We start from the raw sequence: 19,181 nt of genomic DNA, 5'->3' as shown, positions 1-19,181 counted from the left end.
CAAAATAACTTTCTAAATCATGCCTCTATATAAAACAATCAATATTAACAAACATTCTAAAGTTTTGATTTGGAAGATTGAAGAGTCTTTCGACACACTTTCTGAAGGAATTCAGTTGACTTCACAAAGTGCTGATCGCGTGTCTCAAATGAAATCAGAAATACATCAAAAAGGCTTTTTAAGTGTTCGTCATTTGTTAAGAGAAGTGGGGTATTCGGATAATGATTTGTTTTATGATGAATATGGAAAACCATATTTAAAAGACGGGACTCATATTTCTATTACCCATTCATTTATATTTTCTGCTTTAATTATTTCTAAGGAAAACAAAGTGGGAATTGATATCGAAAAAAGGCGTGATAAAATTGTAAAAATTGCACATAAGTTTACTCCAATTGAAGAGTACAAATCCATTGCCAATCATGATGCTTTAGTTAGTAAATTAACTATTGTTTGGGGAGCAAAAGAAAGTTTGTATAAAATTTACGGAAAGAAAAAGTTACTTTTCTTAAATCACATGTATATTGAAGATTTCTCTTTTGACACCAGTTCTACTACGGGAAAAATATTATATGAAGGTGTTACTTCTGAATATGATATTCATTTTGAGGAAATAGAGGATTTCACATGTGTATATGCTCTTTAATTTTTTTTAGTATGATAGTTCTGGTATGAGTTTTGATTTTATCCTGCTCATCACTTAAAAACTAAATTACTATGAAATTAAAATACTTACTACTTATTGGTTTGGTTACCACTCTATTTAACTGCAAAACAGATAAATTAGAACAATTTATTCCTGAAAATCACTTAGCAAGTTTTCAAACTGAAAAGCCACAGTTTTTTGATTTAGATACTTTAGAGTATAAAACAATTATAGGGAAACATGGTACAAAAATTATGTATTACCGAGAACTCTTTGATACTATTTATAAGGATCCTATTCAATTAGAATTAACTGAACTATATGACTTTAAAGAAATTCTTTATCGAAATATACCAACCATAACAACAAAAGATGAATTATTAGAAACATCGGGAGTCTTAAAAATCAAGTTCACTTCTAATGGAAAAGAACTAGAAATTCGTGAAGGTGAAAAGTTAATAGTTTATCCTCCTGGAAATAAACTTAAAAACAATAATATTTTCTTGTCAGAAAAAGATTCTATAACAAATATAAAATGGAATCTTACTGATCAAAATTATGTTTATATTTCTATATTACTAGGAGGTGGTATTTCGAAAAGAATATATATTCCTTTTGATGCATTGTCCGAAAATGAAAAAAGCAGAATTAAAAGTAAACAAATAATTAATGCAGATGAATTAATTCACCTAGAGTTGAAAAACGAAATTAACTCCTTTATTTTAGAAAGTATAAAAGAAAAATGGATTAATATTGATAAATTCATTCAACCAGAGAAGAAAATTTCTTTTAATATTGAAGAAAACATTGACTTCTCAGGTTATAATACGTATGTACAGTATGAAGACCTCAACTCTTTTTTGTCTTACACGGTGACCGAAGACATGTTAACTCTTAAAAACATTCCAATAAAAGGACGAGTTAACTTGATTGTTGTAGGTAGAAATTTAGAGGGAATATTCTTTGATAAAATAAATCTAAATACTATTTCTGATAATTCTGAGATTAAATTAGATATGAAAAAAACTTCAAAACACGATCTGAAAAAACTATTTGAATAATAGTCTTTATTTTTGCAGGAAATACTATTCAATGAAAATATCAGTAGAGTTAACACTTACTCCGCTTCAAGATAATTTTGAAGAACCTATTATTCATTTCATCAAGAAACTTAGAGCTTCTGGTTTAACTATTCTTGAAAATCCTTTGAGTACTCAAGTTTATGGAGATTATGATACAGTAATGCAATTATTAACTTCTGAAATTAAAGAAGCTTTTGGTGCAATAGACAATGGATTACTTCAAATGAAAATTGTAAAAACCGATAGAAGCGATTATGAACCAAATTTTTGATTTCTTCTTGAATGCGTATCATAATACCCCTACTAGTTTTATTATTTTAGAAGCTATTGCTTTTGTATTTGGAATTGTAAGTGTTTGGTATGCTAAAAAAGAAAATATTCTTGTATATCCAACTGGATTAGTAGCTACTGTTATTACAGTTTATTTATTGTATAAAGCCGAATATTTTGGTGATATGATGATGAATTTCTATTACTCGGTAATGAGTATTTATGGTTGGTGGAACTGGAGTAGAAAAAAAGATGAAAAAATTGTAGTTCCAATTTCTAGGACAAATAAGAGAGAAAAAGTTATTGGCTTTGTTTTATTTGTAGCAACGGTAGCAATAACATATCTAGTATACCAGTATTACGGTTATGAAATTAAAACTGAAAATTATATAGATATTTTTACTTCAGGTGTATTTTTCACAGCAATGTGGTTCATGGCAAATAAAAAGTTAGAAAACTGGACTTTATGGATTTTCGCTGATTTAATCACAGTTCCTTTATACACTTATCGAGGTTTAGGAATGTTATCCCTACAATATCTTATCTTTACAATTCTAGCCGTTCAAGGATATATTACATGGAAGAAAAGCTTAGACAATCCGAAATTAATTTAGTTAAAGTAGTTTTATTTGGTCCAGAAAGTACAGGTAAAACAACACTTTCTCGTCAGCTTGCTCGACATTATAATACAGTTTGGGCACCAGAATATGCAAGAGAATATTTACAATACAAATGGAATAATGAACGTAAAACTTGTGAAAAAAGTGATCTAATTCCAATTGCTATTGGTCAAATGGACTTAGAAAACTCTTTAGCAAAAAAGGCGAACAAATTATTAATTTGTGATACTGATTTACTAGAAACCAAAGTGTATTCAGAAGAATATTACGGTGGATTTGTTAATCCGCTATTGGATGAATTTGCTATCAAAAACACCTATGACATTTACTTCCTAACCTATATAGACACACCTTGGGAAGAAGACGATTTAAGAGATAGACCTGAACAACGTGAAAAAATGTTTAACGCGTTTAAAAATGCTCTTGAAAAATACAATCGTCCTTATGTTCTTTTAAAAGGAGATAAAGAAACCAGATTAAAAAAAGCTACTCAAATTATTGAGGATTTGATTGCTAAAAAAGATAATTTATATTCTTATTCAGATACATTAATCGATTTAGATTTACATTGCTTACATCAAAATATTGATCCAAATACCTTAATGCATTAATTGGCGAATAAAGAAATTCTTTTATCTGAATTACAATTCAAAGCAACTAAAAGTTCTGGGCCAGGTGGGCAACATGTAAATAAAGTTGCTTCTAAAATTGAATTACATTTCAATCTCGATAATTCAAAAGGTTTATCAGATGAAGAAAAAAACTTGATTCGAGCTAAATTGAGGAATAAAATTTCAAAAACAGGATTTCTAATTTTATATTCACAAGAAACCCGTTCTCAACATAAAAACAAAGAAACTGTAATTAAATTATTTTTTAAACTATTAACTGCCAGTTTAATAAAACCCAAAAAAAGAAGAGCTACAAAGCCAACTAGAAGTTCTTTGGTCAAAAAAGCAGAATATAAACAAAACCACTCACTCAAAAAACAATTAAGACGAAAACCAAACGTCGATTAACTTAATTTCTTACACGTTATATTAAAATTCCACCTTACCTTTGCAATGTTCTCAAAAAAGGGGTGCCACTAATACGGCTGAGATCATACCCATTGAACCTAGAACAGGTAATGCTGTTTAGGGATTGTGAACTTTTGTAGTAGCATTTTTTTAAATGTTTTTAATGAGTAGAAAGGGTTGTATCCTTTTAACTCCTACTAAGTTCACCCATATTTTTTCAAACAAAAACAACGAATAATTGCCTCTTTTTATTCACTTATTTTAAAATGACGTTTTTAAACATTTGTAAAAGAGTGAAGATGTTAGTATCTCTTTTACTTTTTACTATCTCATTAGCTGTCCAAGCTCAATCAGGTTCAATTTCTGGTAAGGTAGTTGACAGTAATTCTAATCCACTAAATGGTGCAAGCGTAATTATTCGTGATATCAAAAAAGGATCTATCACAGATGCTGATGGAAATTTTACTTTAAGAATTCCAGAAGGAAATTATTTATTAGAAATATCTTTTGTTGGATTTAGAACAATTAAGAAGGAAATTGCTTCAGGAACGAAAGATATTGTAATCAAATTAACTTCCGAAGATGAAGTTTTAGACGAAGTTCTAGTTTCTTCTATTCGTGTGAAAGCAGATGCTCCTGTAACACACTCGAACTTGTCTAAAAAAGAAATTGCCAAACGTAATTTAGGACAAGATATTCCTGTATTATTAAATTATTTACCATCTGTGATATCTTCTTCTGATGCAGGAGCTGGTATTGGTTATACGTATATGAGAGTTCGTGGTTCAGATGCAACAAGAATCAATGTTACTATTAACGGAATTCCATATAATGATCCAGAAAGTCAAGGAACATTTTGGGTAAATTTAGGAGATTTTGCTTCTTCAACTCAAAGTTTGCAATTACAACGTGGAGTTGGAACTTCGACTAACGGATCTGGAGCTTTTGGTGCTAGTTTAAATATTTTAACTGATGCTATTTCTGAAGAAGCTGGTGGAGAAATTTCAAACGCTTTTGGATCTTTCGGAACTCGCAAACACACAGTTAAATTTACCACTGGAAGAGTAAATGATCATTTTGAATTCTCTGGTCGTTTATCTAATATTTACTCTGATGGATATGTAGATCGTGCTTTTACCGATTTAAAATCATACTTTTTACAAGGAAGTTATTCTGATGACAATACCCTAATTAAAGCAATTGTTTTTGGAGGATCAGAACAAACTTACCAAGCTTGGTTTGGCTTAACTGCAGAAGAATTAGCAGAAAATCGTCGTCAAAATCCTTATACTTATGATAATGAAACTGATAATTATTGGCAAGATCATTATCAATTACACTGGAATGAAAAGTTCAGTGATAAATTATCTACAAATATTGGTTTAAACTACACACGTGGAAAAGGATATTTTGAGCAGTATAAGCCTGGTGAATCTGCTCCTGACTTTAATAATTTAATTATTGATGGTAGTGATATTGTTGTTCGTCGTTGGTTAGATAATCATTTCTATGTTTTTAATGCTGCAGCAACATATACTGTTGATGGTTTAGAAATAATTGCTGGCGGTTCTTATAGTAATTATACAAATGATCATTACGGAGAAGTGATTTGGGGAAGTGATTTAGCTCCGAATGTTAATATTAGAGATCGTTATTATTTTAGTGATGCGAAAAAACAAGATTTAAGTTCTTTTGTTAAAACTAATATTAGACTTAATGACAAATTAAATGCTTATATTGATTTACAGGGAAGATTTGTAAGCTACAGAACTGGTGGATTAAACTCTGATCGAGTTCCTTTAGATATCGACAAAGATTTCAATTTCTTTAACCCAAAAGCAGGGTTGACATACCAATTAAATGATGCTAATAGTTTCTATTTATCGTATGCTAGAGCGAATAGAGAACCAAATAGAAATGATTTTGAAGGAGGAAATACGCAACACGAAACATTGGATGATTTTGAATTAGGATGGCGTTTGGCTACTGATAAAATTAAGGTAAACACTAATTTATTCTATATGGATTATACGAATCAATTAGTTTTATCAGGAGCGATTAATAATGTTGGTGAACCATTAAGAGAAACCAGTGGAAGTAGTTTCCGCCTCGGTTTAGAAATTGATGCTGATATTACTTTAACTGAACATGTATCGATAAAACCTAATTTAGGATTGAGTACCAATAAAAACAGAAATTTTAATGCTCCGATTGATGGAATAGTCGAAAACTTAGGAAATACAAATATCTCTTTTTCTCCTAATGTAATTGTTGGAAACTCATTGGTGATTACTCCAACAAACAATTTACAAATTGCTTTCTTATCGAAATTTGTAGGAGAACAGTTTATGGGAAATTTAGGTGGTAGAATTTCTAATAATGAGAAATTAGAACGCTATTTTACAAGTGACTTAAACATTGTTTATGAACTTGAAACGAATAAAATATTTGATTCAATAGTATTTACTGGTTTAGTAAATAACATTTTTAATAGAGAATACGTAGATAGAGGATATTATTTCTTCTATGACGATACGTGGTCTAATCCTGGTGTAACAACTACGGTTGATGGAGCGGGATATTACCCACAAGCTACTATTAACTTCTTAGCGGGAGTTACATTTAAGCTCTAATTATATACTAGCATTAACCAAAAAGGCTGAGTTTTCACTCGGCCTTTTTATTTCTATAATAAAATTGGTACTATTATGCTTATCAGAAAAAATATTGGATAACCATAAACTGATACTTTATACTTGTAATCTTTTTTTTCTTTATTTCTAACAGAAAAGAAAGTTAATATTACTCCTGCGATAAACAATAACATCGCTAATACTGATAAAATTAACATTCTAATGTAAAACCTTTCTCCATCATGCACAAAAGGAATAAATTGAATTGTTAAATACATGGTCACTAAATTCAGCAACAAAACATAAATTAAAAGTCGGAATGACCAACTTCTATAATTTGTTTCCTTTTTCATCTAACGAACTATTTAATTCTTCCTACAGCACAACTTATAAATGATTTCGCCTTGTGCAATAAGTTGTTCTCATCTCCTACTTCTGGATATCCGAGCTTCGATAATTTTGCCTTAATAGTTTCAACTATTTTTTCTGGAGCGTTAAAACTAACTTTTGACTCTTCAACATTTACTTCAACATTATCAACTCCTTTAATTTCATTTAGTCCGTTTTTTATAGTATTTGCACAACCACCACATTTTAAATTTTCTATATAAATTTCTCTTGTCATTTTACTTTTATTTATTTAAACACCTTATTATATCCTCCTTTAACACAATTACCATTAACTATTAAAACTGAAGCAGCTATTTTCCTTCTCCCTCTATAACGACACTACTTATTTACAGGTTTCTTTTTATCTAAAACTTCAATTGCTGTAGATTCAAAATCACTAGCTACTATATTGACTTGCATTGCATCGAATACATTTTCATTTTTTGTTTCTTATGATTTATGAAGATATATTACAAACAGGTGTTGTTGTTTTTATATTTGTTTTACGTATTGCTGCAAAACCACCAGCAACATCAATTACATTATTAAAACCTTTGGCCTTTAGAATAGATGCTGCAATTACAGATCTGTATCCTCCAGCACAGTGAATAAAAAAGTCTTTGTCTTTAGGAAATACACTAAGGTAATTATTTAAATAATCTAACGGAGTACTTTTGACATCTTTTATATGCTCATTTTCAAACTCTCCCGGCTTTCTTACATCAAAAACAATTGCATTATTCTCGATGTTTTTTTCTAATTCCTCAGCAGTAATTGATTTCAACGTATCAATAGTTTTACCTGCTTTCTTCCAAGATTCAAATCCACCTTCTAAATAACCAATTACATTATCAAAACCAACTCTCGCCAAACGAGTTATTGTTTCCTCTTCTTTACCTTCTGGAGTAACTAAAACAATTGGTTGATGGATATCTTTTATTAAAGCTCCAACCCAAGGCGCAAATGTTCCGTTTAAACCGATAAACATTGATTTCGGTATAAAACCTTGAATAAAATCAAATTGATGACGAACATCTAAAATTAAAGCATCGTATTCTTCAGTTTTTTCAACAAACTGACCAACAGATAAAGACTTAGAACCCTTCTCTAAAATTGTATAAATTGATTCGTATCCCTCTTTATTTAACTTCACATTCAAAGGAAAATAATCTGGTGGTGGTAACAAACCATCAGTTACTTCTTTGATAAACTCTTCACGTGTCATATTCTCCCTTAACGCGTAATTTCTTTTCTTTTGGTCGCCAATAGTACTAACAGTTTCTTTACTTAAGTTTTTACCACATGCAGAACCTGCTCCATGAGCTGGATATACAATTACATCATCATTCAAAACCATTATCTTATGCCTAAGACTATCAAACAAAAAGCCTGCTAAATCTTCTTTTGTAATATCTCCTTTTTGAGCCAAATCTGGTCTCCCAACATCTCCAATAAATAGAGTATCTCCACTAAAAATTGCATAATCTTTACCAGATTCGTCCTTCAATAAATAAATTGTACTCTCCATGGTATGACCTGGGGTATGAATTGCAACTATTTCTAAATTTCCAACAAAGAACGATTCATTATCTTTCGCTATATGAGCTTCGAAATTTGTTTTCGCTGTTGGACCATAAACAATTTTGGCACCAGTTTTCTCTGCCAATGTAATATGCCCACTTACAAAATCTGCATGAAAATGAGTTTCGAAAATATACTTAATCTTCGCACCATCCTTTTCTGCTTTCTCTAAATACGGCTGTACTTCTCTCAAAGGATCAATGATTGCTACCTCTCCATTACTTTCAATGTAATATGCTCCTTGCGATAAACATTTCGTATAAATTTGCTCGATCTTCATATTCTTTGTTATTTATTCATACGCCTGATGTATATACTGAGCGTATTTTTTTTGATTTTGATTATCTCCTGTTTTATAAAATAGTACAGCCCAATTTGCTCTCATAAAGAAATGGTCAATACTTACAACATCTAACATACCGGCCTTAAAAATAGCATCTCTTACTGGACCTTTAATTCCTGCAAAATAAAAAAGTATTTCTTTTCTCTTATAAAATACAATTTGCTGCTTCAGCATTTCTATCCCAGTACTATCGACTCTATTGATACTCTCACCATCTAAAACAATAAGTTTTAGTTTGTCTCCTTTATCTTTCACCATTAATTCTAGCTGCTCTCGAAAGTAATTTGAATTCGCATAAAATAATTGCGCATCAAAACGAAAAACTAACACTTCATCTTCGATAACAACTTCTTTAAAACGAATTTTATTTCTGTAAAAGTCAGAATCAGGAACCTTTCCTAGCTCTACTACATTTGGTCTTGATGTTCTGAAAATTAATACAATTAATGATAATCCCACTCCTATTAAAATTCCGTATTCAATTCCAAAAAATAAAGTGGCGCAAAAAGTAGCTAATAATAACCAGAAATCTAAATTATTTGCTCTCCATAAAAAGCGAGCTTCTTTTACATTAACCAATCTGAAAACGGCTACAATAATTATGGCTGATAGTACTGTTTTTGGTAAAAAATAAAAAACTGGTGTCAAAAACAATAAAGTTACCATCACTAATCCAGCTGATATAAAAGCTGCAATTCCAGTTCTAGCTCCTGCATCGAAGTTTATTGCTGATCTCGAAAAACTTGATGTAGAAGGATAAGCTTTAAAAAATGATCCAACAATATTGCTCAATCCTAAAGCTATTAATTCTTGGTTAGAATCAATTTTATACTCTTCTTGCTGAGTCTCGATATATTTTCCAATAGAAATTATTTCTAAATAACCAACCATTACCAGGGTAAAGGTCATTGGAAGTAACTCTTTTATCAACCCAAAATTAAACTCTGGAACTTCAAATCCAGGTAGTCCAGAAGGAATTCCTTCTACGATTGCAACTTCGGTAAAATTACTCCTAAAAAAGTACATGATAATAATTCCAAGAACTACTACTATTAGTGCATTTGGAATTTTCTTATTAATCCGCCTACAAACTATGATAATAAGACTTGCAATACAACCTATAATCGTGGTCTTTAAATCGAATTCAAAAATTCTAGATAAGATATCGTCCAATAAAATATGAATTTGATCACTTTGTAAAAAATCAACTCCAAAAAAGTTTCGAAATTGATTTAAACCAATTGTAATTGCCACTGCAGATGTAAATCCAGTGATTACTGGTTTAGATAAAAAATTCACAATAAACCCAAGTCGAAAAACTCCCATTAAAAATTGAATACAACCAACCATAAATGCTAAAAATATTGCAATGGCAATGTAACTTTCCGATCCCATTAAAGCAACAGTAGAAATACTAGCTGCTACAATTAATGAATCCGTTGCTACAGGACCAATAGCAACATGTCTGGAAGAACCGAAGATTGCATAAACTACTTGCGGAATTAATGCTGAATATAAACCATAAATTGGAGGTAAACCTGCAATTAATGCGTATGCAATTCCTTGAGGAATTAAAACTGTTGCGACAGTTATTCCAGCGATTAAATCGCCTTCAAACTGATCCTTTCTATACTTAGGCAACCAATTTAAAATAGGTATGTATTTCTGAAATCTCACTTAAAACAACTCTCCTTGACTACTTTCTTTTATTTTTCCTAAATGTTTGTAAGCTAAATCTGTTACTTCTCTACCTCTAGGAGTCCGCATAATAAATCCTTCTTGAATTAAAAAAGGCTCATATACTTCTTCAATTGTTTCTGCATTTTCACCAACAGCTGTTGCCAAAGTTGTTATACCCACTGGCCCTCCTTTAAACTTATTTATAATTGTATGAAGAATTTTGTTATCCATTTCATCCAATCCGTGTGCGTCTACATTAAGTGCTTTTAAAGCATATTGAGCAATGCTCAAATTAATATTCCCATCTCCTTTAATTTGAGCAAAATCTCGGACTCTTCTCAGTAACGCATTTGCTATCCTAGGAGTACCTCTACTTCTACCTGCAATTTCAATAGCCGCTTCCATTGAAATTGGAACACCCAAGATCATTGCACTTCGTTGGATGATAGTTGTTAAAAGCTCAGTAGAATAATAATGTAAACGACTACTAATGCCAAAACGGGCTCTCATTGGAGCTGTCAATAAACCAGATCTTGTTGTTGCACCTACCAAGGTAAAAGGTTCTAAACTTATTTGAACAGTTCTAGCATTTGGACCTGACTCAATCATTATATCGATTTTATAATCTTCCATTGCTGAATATAAATATTCTTCAACAACTGGACTTAATCGATGAATCTCATCTATAAAAAGCACATCTCTCTCATCTAAATTTGTAAGTAAACCAGCTAAATCTCCCGGTTTATCTAAAACAGGACCAGATGTAACTTTAATTCCTACTCCTAACTCATTTGCCAAAATATTGGCAAGCGTGGTTTTACCTAACCCTGGAGGCCCATGAAACAAAGCATGATCCAAAGCTTCATCTCTTTGATTTGCCGCCTCCACAAATATTTTCAAATTTTCAATTGCTTGCTCCTGACCTGTAAAATCATCAAAGGATAAAGGACGTAATTTCTTTTCAACATCCATTTCTTCTCTCGAATAATTTGTACTATCAGGATTTAAGTGATCATTCATAAATGCAAATATACTTTAAAACAAGTTTTATGATTGTAACAATTGTTACTTTTAAGAAGAATAAAACTACGTAATCAAATAAACTTCATTTTTTCTACAGAAAAGTTGTTGAAATTTTAGGTAAAACCTGTATTATATTGATAATAATGTATATTTGATCTTCAACTAATTTAATTGAAAAAATGCAATCGAGATTTACCCATTTACTTTGCCTTCTTTCACTTTGTTTATTAACAAGTTTATATGGACAAGAGAAGGTACCTAACACACCACAAAAACTATCATGGAAAGGTAACTTAACATATCGTTATGTACCAAGTATAACAGAACAATTGAAGAAAGGGACTTTTATTCCTGCTTCTATAAATAAGAATAACTATTACGGTAAAGACAAAAGAACCCAAGGTAATAAAGTAGTACCAGGAAAAGGTTTACCAAAAGGATTAGACCCACTCTTAAATAAACAAAAGAGTGCTTTATCTAGAAGAGTTAAGTCGACGAGTTTAACTTTCGAAACCACCTCCAGTACGTCAACTCCCTCAGATCCAACTGGAGCAGTAGGAAGAGACTATTACATCGCTTCATGGAATACTTCGTTTAGAATTTTTAATAAAAATGGAACACCAGCTACTCCAGCCGCTAGTTTAACTACATTATTCCCTGGTAGTCCTAACGGTGACCCAATAGTACTTTATGACGCTCAAGCAGATCGTTATATAGTTACAGAATTTGAAAATTCACCTAATGGTTTCCACGTTGCTATTTCTCAAACTAATGATCCAGTAAATGATGGATGGCATACTTACAGTGCAACTGGATTTCAAACTGGAACGTTCCCTGATTACACGAAATTCTCAATCTGGTCGGATGGATATTATGTTACCGCAAATATTTCTGAAGCAGATAACAGTGGTAACACTCGTAATGGACAAGTTTGGGTACTAGAGAGAGATAAAATGTTAAGTGGTGATCAAACAGCTAGCATTCAAGCATTTTCTTTACCAGGAATCGAAACAAACGGATTTTACAGTCCACAAGCTTTTAACGTAACAGATGGTAATTTACCAGCTAGAGGAAATGCTACAATTGTTTACATGCAGGATGATGCATGGACGAATGTAAATTCTGATCATTTAAAATTATGGACCATAAATGTAGACTGGACAACGCCGGCTAATTCAACAATTTCTGCAGCTACTGAAATTACTACAGCACCATTTACTGGGGTTTTTGATGGTGGTGGTTTTTCTAACCTTCCTCAACCATCAGGGCCGGATATTGATGCTATGCAGGCTACAATAATGAATCAGGCGCAGTTTAGAAAGTTTGCTACACATAATTCCGTTGTATTTAATTTTGTGGTAAATACAAACGCTAATGGTAAACTAGCTGGTATAAGATGGTATGAATTAAGACAGAGCGGTGATGGTCAACCATGGTCTATTTACCAAGAAGGAACTTATACAGCTCCCGAAAATAGACATGCCTTTGGTGCAAGTATGGCAATGGACGCAGCAGGTAACATTGGTATGGGCTATTCATCTGTAAGTTCAACAGAAAGAATTAGTCTAAGGTATACAGGAAGACTTAATGGAGATCCATTGAATGCCATGACTGCTATTGAAGAATTAATTGTGGAAAGTAACTCGGATAATCCAGCTGTCAGATATGCAGATTATTCTCATTTAACTGTAGACCCTTCAAATGACTCGGACTTTTGGTTTGTAAGCGAGTATTTTAACAACGGTAACAGAAGTAATATGGTGGGTGTTTTTAGACTAAGTCCTGCTCCACTTAACGATGTTGGTGTTCTTAGTATTGATAGCCCAACAAGTGGAACTCTATCAAATTCGGAGCAAATAACTGTTACAATCAAAAATTTTGGACGTTCTGATCAATCAAACTTTCCGGTAAGTTACAGGATAAACGGTGGTACTACAATTACTGAAAATTACACTGGAACAATTTCACAAGCACAAACCGATACATTTACGTTTTCATCGCTTGCGAACTTATCTACTTTAAACCAAACTTACAATATAAAAGTATTTACAGAATTAGCTGAAGATGCCAATGATTTTAATAATTCAACAAATATTCAGGTAATTAATGAACTTGGAACATGCACTCCAACCGCAGGTGGATGTAATGTTGATGGTATTAAAAGATTTATTTTAGAGGATATTGATGTTGATGACGGTAATAGCGGATGTAACTCTACAGGTAATATTACTGGATATGTTAACCGAAAAGATTTAACTACCGATTTGGATAGATCTGTGGGGGCGGCTTATTTATTACGAGCTCAACATAACTGGTCAGATAATCCATCTGGCGAAGGACTATCTGCATGGATTGATTTTAATGATAATGGTGAATTCGAAAGGAATGAACAATTAATTCTTGGTGAAAGTTTTTCAATTGCTAGTAGTTTACAGAATTTCGATTTGAACATTCCACAAACTGCACCTTTAGGATTACATATTTTACGAGTAAAAGCTATTGATGTTACCGCAACAGGTGATATAAATGAGCCATGTTCAAATTTCGATTATGGTGAGGTTCACGATTATACCGTAAATATAGTAGATACAACATTAAGTACTGATGACGCTATTTTAGAGAATTCGGTATTAGAAGTGAAGTCGCTACCTAATAGGCAATTTGACATAGAATTAACTACGGATTATGAAGATCTGATAAGCTTTAGGGTTTATAATATGCTAGGGAAGCAAATTGTTTTTAATAATATAACTAAAGACGGTAAAAAATTTAAATACTCATTGGATATGTCTTTTGCAAGTACTGGTGTATACGTCGTAAGAATGGGTACAACAAGAGCATTCAAAACAGTTAAACTTTTCGTCAAATAAAGAATGAATTAATATAAAATAAAAAAGAGATGAATTATTCATCTCTTTTTTTTATGGCTATAACATTTATTGGACGTGCTACTTCACATCTATTTTGCATTCTTAGTGAATTATACTTTAACCAAATATTCTTCCCCCATTTTCCTATTATATTTTCTAAATTAACAGGGTCTAATATATCCTTAGAATCGACTATACTTATTAAAACACTGCCACAAGGTGAATCGCTTTTATTATCCTTTATAACGGCTTTTACATAGCCATCTTGGATATATGACTCCTCTGAATATAATCCTGTCTGAGAATCTACCGACTTCTTACTGGAATTGCAATTACAAAAACAAATACTTGACATTATTAATAAAGTAAGCTTTATAAGATGACTCATATTACTAAATTTAATTTTACTGAAATATAAACAAAAAAAAACCTTTCAATAAAATTGAAAGGCTTCATTATAATATGTTAAACCAATTAGGATGGCTCTTCTCCGTCTTTTAATGGTGTAGACTGCAACACAAAATCTTGACCATGAATATAATTACCATTATCGTCAGTTTTACTGTAATCATACGCCCATCTATGTACTTCTGGAATTTTCCCTGGCCAGTTACCATGAATATGCTCTACAGGTGTTGTCCACTCTAATGTATTCGAATTCCATGGATTTTGAGATGCTTTCGGACCTCTATACATTGATATAAAAAAGTTCGCTAAGAAAATCAACTGTGCTAGTCCTCCAATGATTGCCATAACAGTCATAAATACATTGATATCTGCTAAATCATCGAACATTGGAAAATAAGTGTTGGTATAGTAACGACGTGGTAAACCAGCTAATCCGATAAAGTGCATTGGAAAAAACACTCCATAGGCAGCAATAATTGTTAACCAAAAGTGCCAATATCCCATTACTTTATTCATCATTCTTCCATACATCTTAGGATACCAGTGATAAACACCAGCAAACATTCCAAATAAAGCAGATACCCCCATTACTAAGTGGAAGTGAGCCACTACAAAATATGTATCGTGGATATTAATATCTAAAGCCGAATCTCCTAAAACTAATCCTGTTAATCCACCTGTAACAAATGTTGAAACTAATCCAATTGAAAATAACATTGCTGGATTTAACTGTAGGTTACCTTTCCATAATGTAGTAACGTAATTAAAAGCTTTTACCGCCGAAGGTATTGCAATTAATACTGTTGTAAAGGTAAAAACTGAACCCAAGAATGGATTCATTCCTGATACAAACATGTGGTGACCCCATACAATAGTTGATAAGAATGCGATACCTAAAATCGAACCAATCATTGCTCTATATCCAAAAATAGGTTTCCTCGAATTTGTTGATATTACCTCAGATGATATTCCTAGTGCCGGTAATAAAATGATATATACCTCAGGGTGTCCTAAGAACCAAAATAGGTGTTCAAATAATACTGGTGAACCTCCTTGATAATGTAATACTTCTCCTGATATAAAAATATCCGATAAATAGAAGGACGTTCCAAAACTTCTGTCAAAGATTAATAATAAAGCAGCTGATAATAATACTGGAAACGAGATTACACCAATGATCGCTGTCACAAAAAATGCCCACATAGTTAAAGGTAATCTTGTCATTTTCATACCTTTTGTACGCAAATTTAATACAGTAACAATATAGTTTAATGATCCAATTAATGATGAAGCAATAAAAATGGCCATCGATACTAACCATAACGTCATTCCCATTCCTGATCCCGGAATAGCTTTTGGTAATGCCGATAATGGAGGATAAATCGTCCAACCTGCCGAAGCTGGACCTGCCTCAACAAATAAGGACACTACCATTACAACTGATGAAATAAAGAATAACCAATATGAAACCATGTTTAAGAAACCTGATGCCATATCTCTTGCTCCAATCTGTAATGGAATTAAAAGATTTGAAAATGTACCACTTAAACCTGCAGTAAGTACAAAGAATACCATAATAGTACCGTGAATAGTAACTAGGGCTAAATACGTATCTGGATTCATTACCCCGTCAGTTTGCTGATGAGAACCTAAGAAAGCTTCTATGATAGAAAATGACTTCTCTGGCCAAGCGATCTGTAAACGAAATAACATGGACATGAATACACCGATGATTCCCATAAACATTCCTGTAATCAAAAATTGTTTCGAAATCATCTTGTGATCCGTACTAAAAATATATTTAGTTACAAATGTTTCTTTATGATGGTGATGTTCTCCTGACATAATTTAATTTATCTAATAAATTTGTTTAAAATCTTACTTAATAACAACTTGAGCTAATGTTTTTTGCTCACCTAACCACTTTTTGTAGTCCTCTTCTTCTACAACAGTTATTTTCATCTGCATATTGTAATGTGAAGCACCACAAATTTTATTACATAATAACAAATAATCGAATACATAAGGATCTTCACCCTTAGCTTGACGAATTTTATTTATCCCTTTTGCCTTAGCCATCACCTCAGGATTACTACGCATCTCTTCGGTAGTATACTTTGGTGTAAATGAAAATTGAGTAACCATTCCCGGAACACAGTTCATTTGTGCTCTAAAGTGAGGCATGTAAGCCGAATGTAAAACATCCTGTGAACGGAATTTAAAAAGTATTTTCTTTCCTTTAGGTAAATATAACTCAGTTACCTGCTTATCATCCTGTGCCTTCGGATCACTCATGTCAACCCCCATAGTATTTCGGTTGTTGATGTCTATAAAATTTACATTTCCTAATCCTAATTCATTATCTGAGCCAGCATAACGAGCATCCCATCTAAACTGTTGCGAATATACCTCGATCACGATAGGATTCTCATCATCTCCTACGTACATAATGTTGTTCCACTGCCATAAACCGTAACCGATGAGTAATACGATCGTAACTGCAGGGATAACGGTCCAGATTAATTCCAGTTTGTGACTATCAGCAAAAAATAGTGCTTTCTTATCCTTTCTACCTCGATATTTAAAAGTGAAGTAAAAAATTAAAAACTGCATGATAAACTGAACGATTCCTATTAAAATGAAAGTCATATTAAAAAGAGTATCATCGTGTTCACCTTCTAATGAAGCACTCTCTGGAAGCATGATAACATTCATTGCTAATAAGCAATAAATCATCATTGCGTATAAGAAAACCATAAATCCAAGAGCTATCTTTCCTTGCTTGTTGTTGTCTTCATCCGTTGCAATAACTTTACGTAAATTCATTATGCGTGTTATTTGCCAAAAACTTACTCCTAGTGCTACTGCAATGAAAATATAAAATAGAGCTAGCATACCTATATACTTATTTTTTTATTCTTAATTTTAATGATGCGCGTTATTATCTTCCCCTCTGTGTTCAATGATGTAATAGTGATGTGTTTCACTCTCATGCAGGAACGGATTTCCTTTTGCGACTGGATTTGCTTTTGAGAAAGCAGTAAATGTCGCGTATATAAAAAGTCCCAAGAAGAAAAGAAATGCACTCATTTCTCCAATCCCAAAACCCCATTGACCCCCAACAGTACCAGGCATAATCATTACAAATAAATCCACATAATGTCCAACAAGTATAAATAACCCACCAATTACTAATATCCAAGGTATTGTTTTAAAATCACTATTAATTAATAAAAGAATTGGAAAGATAAAGTTAAAAGCAAGCATACCAATAAAAGGTACAATATACTCTTTGAATCTTAAAGCATAATAAACTGTCTCCTCTGGCATATCAGCATACCAAATAAGCATGAACTGAGCAAACCACAAATATGTCCAAAACACAGAAAATCCAAACATAAACTTAGCTAAATCATGTATATGACTATCATTTACCATAGGTAAATAACCCTTAGATCTTAAATATAATGTTACTAAGCATATTACGGTTAAAGCCGAAACTAAGAAAGTAGCTAACACATACCATCCAAATAATGTTGAAAACCAGTGAGGATCAATACCCATAATCCAGTCCCATGACATCATACTTTCAGTAATCATAAATAAAACTACAAATCCTACGGATAAATTATAAATATTCTTGTGTAATTTTAAATCACCATTATCTTGTTTAATCGATTTTTTTCGAATGATATAACGAAACCCATTCCAAATAGCTAAATAAATAACACTACGAATTGCCCAACCTGGAACATTCATCCACCATTTCTTTCCATCAACGATAGGATCATAATTTTCGTGACCTAAAGTAAAAGTACCTTCTGCCATCCATGGAAATAAATGATTTTTGTGCATAACTGTTAATATGATGAATATTAACATAAAAACACTAACATAATGAATGTTTGCTGTAATCGCTTCCATTACTCTAAATAAAGCAACCGACCAACCCGCATGAGCAATTCTTTGGGCCGCATAAAATGCCATTACAAGTAATGTAATACCTAAAAAGAATAACAGGGATACATATACAGCAGACCAAGGTCTGTTTTGCATTTGGTGAAATACATGTTCAGCATGGTGATCTCCGTGATCTGTATCATGAGCTGAATGTGCCACGTCATGGGAAGGATTAGCGTGTACTTTGTCAGCTACGTAACCATTTAAACTATCGGTTAATCTTGTATCTTCAGCGTGCCCTTCTGAGTTGTGTTCATTTGAAATAGCATTGTAATTAGAATCTGAATGTTCCTCATTCTTTACTGTTAAATTATTCTTTGTTACAACATCATGATTCTCGGAAACTTTTAAAGAATCTTCTGAATGACTCTCCTCACTATGAGTTTCAGATTTGTAAGAATCTTTTGTCTCTTCCTTGTGATTAGTTACATGTTTATCTTCTGCTTTATTAACAGGATTTGCATGATGAGAATCATCTCCGTGATGAGATGACCCATGACCACCATGATGTGATGCCTCCTGTTCTGCTAAAATAGCTTTCGCTTCTTCTAATGAACTAGGAGTGTTTACAAAACTTAATATCGTTCCTAACAAACCTACAGCCATTAAAATTATAGCTAGCATTTTTAATTTTCCTGAAAACTGGTACATATCTT

At 32.2% G+C, this 19,181-nt stretch carries 17 protein-coding genes; 8 read left to right on the top strand and 9 right to left on the bottom strand.

Annotated features, from left to right (window positions below; all coding sequences use genetic code 11):
• Window positions 1-19: 19 nt before the first annotated feature.
• From BTO06_RS01770 to BTO06_RS01740, 7 genes are all read left to right on the top strand, one after another.
• On the top strand, window positions 20-646 hold the full coding sequence (locus tag BTO06_RS01770) for a 4'-phosphopantetheinyl transferase family protein (protein WP_100923678.1): 627 nt from the start codon (window positions 20-22) through the stop codon (window positions 644-646).
• Window positions 647-717: 71 nt separating this feature from the next.
• Entirely contained in the window at window positions 718-1,707 is a 990-nt protein-coding gene (locus BTO06_RS01765) for a hypothetical protein (protein ID WP_100923677.1), read from the top strand.
• Window positions 1,708-1,738: 31 nt separating this feature from the next.
• A complete protein-coding gene (locus tag BTO06_RS01760) occupies window positions 1,739-1,999 on the top strand; it encodes a hypothetical protein (RefSeq protein WP_100923676.1) in 261 nt (86 codons plus the stop codon).
• On the top strand, window positions 1,983-2,612 hold the full coding sequence (gene pnuC / locus BTO06_RS01755) for a nicotinamide riboside transporter PnuC (RefSeq protein WP_100923675.1): 630 nt from the start codon (window positions 1,983-1,985) through the stop codon (window positions 2,610-2,612). Before BTO06_RS01760 ends, pnuC begins: the two co-directional genes overlap by 17 nt.
• Window positions 2,576-3,229: an AAA family ATPase gene (locus tag BTO06_RS01750; protein WP_100923674.1), complete on the top strand. Its 654-nt coding sequence runs from the start codon at window positions 2,576-2,578 to the stop codon at window positions 3,227-3,229. The genes pnuC and BTO06_RS01750 overlap by 37 nt, the downstream gene beginning before the upstream one ends.
• Complete coding sequence (arfB, locus tag BTO06_RS01745) at window positions 3,230-3,637, top strand: alternative ribosome rescue aminoacyl-tRNA hydrolase ArfB (protein ID WP_100923673.1); 408 nt, start codon at window positions 3,230-3,232, stop codon at window positions 3,635-3,637.
• Window positions 3,638-3,936: 299 nt separating this feature from the next.
• Entirely contained in the window at window positions 3,937-6,270 is a 2,334-nt protein-coding gene (locus BTO06_RS01740; RefSeq protein ID WP_100923672.1) for a TonB-dependent receptor, read from the top strand.
• Window positions 6,271-6,323: 53 nt separating this feature from the next.
• Here the strand turns inward: BTO06_RS01740 and BTO06_RS01735 are convergent, their stop codons facing one another.
• From BTO06_RS01735 to ruvB, 5 genes are all read right to left on the bottom strand, one after another.
• Window positions 6,324-6,623 carry a hypothetical protein gene (locus tag BTO06_RS01735; protein WP_100923671.1) on the bottom strand — a complete coding sequence of 100 codons (300 nt, stop codon included), beginning with the start codon at window positions 6,621-6,623 and terminating at the stop codon, window positions 6,324-6,326.
• A gap of 8 nt (window positions 6,624-6,631) precedes the next feature.
• On the bottom strand, window positions 6,632-6,895 hold the full coding sequence (locus tag BTO06_RS01730; protein ID WP_100923670.1) for a heavy-metal-associated domain-containing protein: 264 nt from the start codon (window positions 6,893-6,895) through the stop codon (window positions 6,632-6,634).
• Between the two features lie 222 nt (window positions 6,896-7,117).
• The gene (locus BTO06_RS01725) at window positions 7,118-8,521 is read right to left on the bottom strand and encodes an MBL fold metallo-hydrolase (protein ID WP_100923669.1); all 1,404 of its coding nucleotides are present in this window, start codon (window positions 8,519-8,521) and stop codon (window positions 7,118-7,120) included.
• Between the two features lie 12 nt (window positions 8,522-8,533).
• Window positions 8,534-10,225, bottom strand: a complete 1,692-nt coding sequence (locus BTO06_RS01720; RefSeq protein ID WP_232731498.1) for a solute carrier family 26 protein — start codon at window positions 10,223-10,225, stop codon at window positions 8,534-8,536.
• A gap of 36 nt (window positions 10,226-10,261) precedes the next feature.
• A complete protein-coding gene (gene ruvB, locus BTO06_RS01715; protein WP_100923667.1) occupies window positions 10,262-11,284 on the bottom strand; it encodes a Holliday junction branch migration DNA helicase RuvB in 1,023 nt (340 codons plus the stop codon).
• A gap of 182 nt (window positions 11,285-11,466) precedes the next feature.
• Here ruvB and BTO06_RS01710 point away from each other — a divergent pair, with 182 nt between their 5' ends.
• Window positions 11,467-14,157 carry a GEVED domain-containing protein gene (locus BTO06_RS01710; protein ID WP_100923666.1) on the top strand — a complete coding sequence of 897 codons (2,691 nt, stop codon included), beginning with the start codon at window positions 11,467-11,469 and terminating at the stop codon, window positions 14,155-14,157.
• 34 nt (window positions 14,158-14,191) lie between these two features.
• Here BTO06_RS01710 and BTO06_RS01705 read toward each other — a convergent pair whose 3' ends face one another.
• The 4 genes from BTO06_RS01705 to BTO06_RS01690 all read right to left on the bottom strand — a co-directional run bounded on the left by BTO06_RS01705 (window position 14,192) and on the right by BTO06_RS01690 (window position 19,149).
• Window positions 14,192-14,512 (bottom strand): hypothetical protein, encoded by a 321-nt coding sequence (locus BTO06_RS01705; RefSeq protein WP_157811705.1) that lies wholly within the window; start codon window positions 14,510-14,512, stop codon window positions 14,192-14,194.
• 119 nt (window positions 14,513-14,631) lie between these two features.
• Window positions 14,632-16,410 (bottom strand): cytochrome c oxidase subunit I, encoded by a 1,779-nt coding sequence (locus BTO06_RS01700; protein WP_100923664.1) that lies wholly within the window; start codon window positions 16,408-16,410, stop codon window positions 14,632-14,634.
• A 33-nt stretch (window positions 16,411-16,443) separates the two neighbouring features.
• Window positions 16,444-17,460: a cytochrome c oxidase subunit II gene (locus BTO06_RS01695; RefSeq protein WP_100923663.1), complete on the bottom strand. Its 1,017-nt coding sequence runs from the start codon at window positions 17,458-17,460 to the stop codon at window positions 16,444-16,446.
• A gap of 30 nt (window positions 17,461-17,490) precedes the next feature.
• The gene (locus BTO06_RS01690) at window positions 17,491-19,149 is read right to left on the bottom strand and encodes a quinol:cytochrome C oxidoreductase (RefSeq protein ID WP_232731497.1); all 1,659 of its coding nucleotides are present in this window, start codon (window positions 19,147-19,149) and stop codon (window positions 17,491-17,493) included.
• Window positions 19,150-19,181: the final 32 nt, after the last annotated feature.

It is taken from the genome of Tenacibaculum sp. SZ-18, from assembly GCF_002813915.1.
Lineage (GTDB): Bacteria > Bacteroidota > Bacteroidia > Flavobacteriales > Flavobacteriaceae > Polaribacter.
This window is presented reverse-complemented; position numbering and strand designations above follow the sequence as displayed.

Bases quoted from the DNA above. Each gene is read 5' to 3' on its own strand.
- BTO06_RS01725 (WP_100923669.1), bottom strand. From the start codon at position 8,521: ATGAAGATCGAGCAAATTTATACGAAATGTTTATCGCAAGGAGCATAT.
- BTO06_RS01690 (WP_232731497.1), bottom strand. From the start codon at position 19,149: ATGCTAGCTATAATTTTAATGGCTGTAGGTTTGTTAGGAACGATATTA.
- BTO06_RS01710 (WP_100923666.1), top strand. From the start codon at position 11,467: ATGCAATCGAGATTTACCCATTTACTTTGCCTTCTTTCACTTTGTTTA.
- BTO06_RS01700 (WP_100923664.1), bottom strand. From the start codon at position 16,410: ATGTCAGGAGAACATCACCATCATAAAGAAACATTTGTAACTAAATAT.
- BTO06_RS01770 (WP_100923678.1), top strand. From the start codon at position 20: ATGCCTCTATATAAAACAATCAATATTAACAAACATTCTAAAGTTTTG.
- BTO06_RS01740 (WP_100923672.1), top strand. From the start codon at position 3,937: ATGTTAGTATCTCTTTTACTTTTTACTATCTCATTAGCTGTCCAAGCT.
- BTO06_RS01705 (WP_157811705.1), bottom strand. From the start codon at position 14,512: ATGTCAAGTATTTGTTTTTGTAATTGCAATTCCAGTAAGAAGTCGGTA.
- BTO06_RS01750 (WP_100923674.1), top strand. From the start codon at position 2,576: ATGGAAGAAAAGCTTAGACAATCCGAAATTAATTTAGTTAAAGTAGTT.
- BTO06_RS01760 (WP_100923676.1), top strand. From the start codon at position 1,739: ATGAAAATATCAGTAGAGTTAACACTTACTCCGCTTCAAGATAATTTT.
- ruvB (WP_100923667.1), bottom strand. From the start codon at position 11,284: ATGAATGATCACTTAAATCCTGATAGTACAAATTATTCGAGAGAAGAA.
- BTO06_RS01765 (WP_100923677.1), top strand. From the start codon at position 718: ATGAAATTAAAATACTTACTACTTATTGGTTTGGTTACCACTCTATTT.
- pnuC (WP_100923675.1), top strand. From the start codon at position 1,983: ATGAACCAAATTTTTGATTTCTTCTTGAATGCGTATCATAATACCCCT.
- BTO06_RS01735 (WP_100923671.1), bottom strand. From the start codon at position 6,623: ATGAAAAAGGAAACAAATTATAGAAGTTGGTCATTCCGACTTTTAATT.
- BTO06_RS01695 (WP_100923663.1), bottom strand. From the start codon at position 17,460: ATGCTAGCTCTATTTTATATTTTCATTGCAGTAGCACTAGGAGTAAGT.
- BTO06_RS01730 (WP_100923670.1), bottom strand. From the start codon at position 6,895: ATGACAAGAGAAATTTATATAGAAAATTTAAAATGTGGTGGTTGTGCA.